Below are 3338 nucleotides of genomic sequence, written 5' to 3' on the forward strand. Positions count from 1 at the left end.
GATCGCACGCCCCGCCGCGCGCCCCGTGAACAGGCACCCGCCGAGGAACGTCCCCTCGAGCGCCCGATAGCCGTGCACGCCGCCGCCGCCGAAGCCCGCGGCCTCGCCGACCGCGAACAGGCCGGGAACGGGCGCGCCGTCGGCGCCGAGCGCACGCGAATCGAGGTCGGTCTGGATCCCGCCGAGGCTCTTGCGCGTCAGGACGTGCAGCTTCACGGCGATGAGCGGTCCGGCCTTGGGATCGAGGATGCGGTGCGGCGGCGCCACCCGGATGAGCTTGTCGCCGCGGTAGTTCCGGGCGCCGCGCACGGCGGTCAGCTGGAGGTCCTTGGAGAACTCGTGCTCCACCTCGCGGTCGCGCGCGACGATCTCGCGCTCGACGTTGTCGGTGTCGAGGACGTCGCCGGGGTCGAGGCGACGCATCCCGTCGAGGAGTTCCGGGAGGGTGTCGGCGACCACGAAGTCGACGCCGTGCTGCTTGAAGGCCTCGACCGGGCCGGGCGCCCCCGAGCCGAGGCGGTCCGCCAGCAGGCGGAGGTCCCGGTTCGTCAGGTCGGGGTTCTGCTCGCTGCCGGAGAGCGCGAACTCCTTCTCGATGATGCGCTGGGTGAGCACGAACCACGAGTGGCCGTGGCCGGTGTGCGCGAGGTGCTCGAGCGTGCCGAGCGTGTCGAAGCCGGGGAAGAGGGGCGCGGGCAGGCGAGCGCCGGTCGCGTCGAACCACATCGACGAGGGGCCGGGGAGGATCCGGATGCCGTGGCGGGCCCAGACCGGGTCCCAGTTGGTGATGCCCTCGGTGTAGTGCCACATGCGGTCGCCGTTCACGAGACGGGCACCGGATGCCTCGGCGATGCCGAGCATGCGGCCGTCGACGTGCGCCGGGACGCCCGACAGCATCTCGGACGGGGGCGTGCCGAGTCGATCCGGCCATGCCGCGCGGACGAGGTCGTGGTTGCCGCCGATGCCACCGGAGGCGACCACCACGGCCGGTGCCCGGAGCTCGAACCCGCCGACGACGTCGCGGTTGGATCCCACGCCGCGGTCGACCTCGTCGGGCGCGAGCCGCGCGCCCCTGACGCCGACCACGGCGCCGTCCTCGACGATGAGGTCGTCCACCCGGTGACGGAACCGCAGCGACACGAGGCCCGCCGCCTCGCCCGCGCGAACGCGTGCGATGAACGGCTCGAGCACGCCGGGCCCGGTGCCCCAGGTGATGTGGAACCGGGGCACCGAGTTCCCGTGCCCGACCGCCATGCCGGCGCCGCGTTCGGCCCAGCCGACGACGGGGAAGAACTTCAGGCCCTTCCCCCGGAGCCAGGACCGCTTCTCGCCGGCCGCGAACTCGAGGTAGGCCTCGGCCCATCGGCGGCCCCACTCGTCCTCGTCGCGGTCGAAGGCGGCGGTCCCGAGCCAGTCCTGGCGTGCGAGCTCGAGCGAGTCGCGCACGCCGAGCCGTCGCTGCTCCGGCGAGTCGACCAGGAACAGTCCGCCGAACGACCACCACGCCTGCCCGCCGAGGCTCGCCTCCGGCTCCTGGTCGACGATCACGACGTGCTTGCCCGCGTCGACGAGCTCGGATGCCGCCACGAGGCCCGACAGGCCGCCGCCGACGATGACGGCGTCGTACTCGGCGCGATCGTCGGGCGTCGCGAGGGGAGCGGTCGGGTCGGCCACGGGGGACTCCTTCGTCTCGGGCGGTGCGGCGGATGCTCCGGGGAGCGGGCGAGGCCCCGGGCTACTCCTCGAACGTGTTCACCATGGCGAACGCCGCCCGCTGGAGATAGTCCCACAGGGTGGCCTCCGCGATGGGCGGGAGGTCGAGCGTGTCGACGGCCGCGCGCATGTGGGCGAGCCAGCGGTCGCGAGCGTCGGGGTTCACCTTGAACGGCTGGTGCCTGAGCCGCAGGCGCGGGTGCCCGCGCTGCTCTCCGTACGTCGTCGGTCCGCCCCAGTACTGCTCGAGGAACATCAGCAGCCGCTCCTCGGCGGGGCCGAGGTCCTCCTCGGGGTACATGGGCTTCAGGACGGGGTCGTCCGCGACGCCCCGGTAGAACTCGTGGACGAGCCTCGCGAAGGTCTCGTGTCCGCCGATCTCGTCGTAGAAGCTCGGCGCGGGGAGGTTGTCGGGCAGGCTCACGGGGTGTCCTCCGGGCTGGGGTCGGTGACGGTCGGGACGCTGCCCGTGCCGGTGACGGTCTTGGCGGCGCGCATGGCGCGGAGCAGGCGCTTGCTCGGCGCCTGGCGTTCCATGACGGGGCTGGGCTCGGTCTTCGGCGGCTTCGCCCCCTTCACGCGGGTGACGCCGTCGAAGCCCGACAGCACGACGCTCGTGAGGCTGGGCAGGGTCAGGCCCATCTCGTCGAGCGTGCGCTTGAGCCGGACCCGGAGCTCGCGGGCGACGTCGTCCTTCGACGAGGTCCGGACCTTCATGACGATGCGGATGATCATCGCCTCGGACGAGACCGACTCGAGGCCCCAGATCTCCGGCTTCTCGAGCACGCGCGAGCGCCACTTGCCCGAACGCGCCATCTCGTCGGCGGTGCCGAGCATCGCCGCCTCGACCTCGTCGACGTCGGCCGTGTACGGCACGGCGAGGTCGATGATCACGCGAGCCCACCCCTGCGACATGTTGCCGACGCGGTTGATCTCGCCGTTGCGCACGAACCAGAGCGTGCCGTTGACGTCGCGAATCGAGGTCACGCGGATGCGGACCTCCTCGACGATGCCCGACGCGTGGCCGAGGTCGACGATGTCGCCCACGCCGAACTGGTCCTCGACGACCATGAACATGCCGTTCAGGGCATCCTTCACGATGTTCTGCGCGCCGAAGCCGAGCCCCGCGCCGATCGCCGCCGAGAGGAGCGTGAAGGACCCGAGGATGTCGGGCGCGAGGATCATGACGACGAGGAGGACGACGATGACGGCGATCGTGACGTTGACGATGTTCGTGAGCACGGAGCCGAGCGTCCGGGTCCGCTGGACCACGCGCACCGCAGCGAGGGGGGAGGCGGCGTTGAGCGCCTGCGTGTCGGTGACCTCCTGCTTGCGCTTGACGCCCGTGACGATCTGGTTCACGGTGCGGCGGATCACGATGTGCAGCAGCCAGCGCACGAGCAGCGCGACCGCCACGACGACGGCGATCGCGATCAGGTTCGACAGGACCTGGCCGTACCACGTCTGCCAGAACCCGTCGACCTGGACCCAGATGTCGACCTGCTCGGGGTCGGTCTCTTCGAACGCGCGCATGATGCTCGAATCCTACTGAGCCGGACCGGGGTGCATGCTGCACGCCCGGCGACGGCCCGCGGCCCGCCGACGGCCCCTGGCGGGGCGGCCGC

At 71.9% G+C, this 3338-nt stretch carries 3 protein-coding genes; all 3 read right to left on the reverse strand.

Annotation, left to right across the window (positions count from 1 at the left end; genetic code table 11):
* On the reverse strand, nt 1-1674 hold a 1674-nt coding region (locus ESO86_RS14025), incomplete at its 3' end, for an FAD-binding dehydrogenase (RefSeq protein WP_129235557.1).
* A gap of 61 nt (nt 1675-1735) precedes the next feature.
* The gene (locus tag ESO86_RS14030) at nt 1736-2137 is read right to left on the reverse strand and encodes a globin (RefSeq protein WP_129235558.1); all 402 of its coding nucleotides are present in this window, start codon (nt 2135-2137) and stop codon (nt 1736-1738) included.
* The gene (locus tag ESO86_RS14035) at nt 2134-3246 is read right to left on the reverse strand and encodes a mechanosensitive ion channel family protein (protein WP_129235559.1); all 1113 of its coding nucleotides are present in this window, start codon (nt 3244-3246) and stop codon (nt 2134-2136) included. Before ESO86_RS14035 ends, ESO86_RS14030 begins: the two co-directional genes overlap by 4 nt.
* Nucleotides 3247-3338 lie beyond the last annotated feature (92 nt).

The organism is Agromyces binzhouensis (assembly GCF_004135055.1).
GTDB lineage: Bacteria > Actinomycetota > Actinomycetes > Actinomycetales > Microbacteriaceae > Agromyces > Agromyces binzhouensis.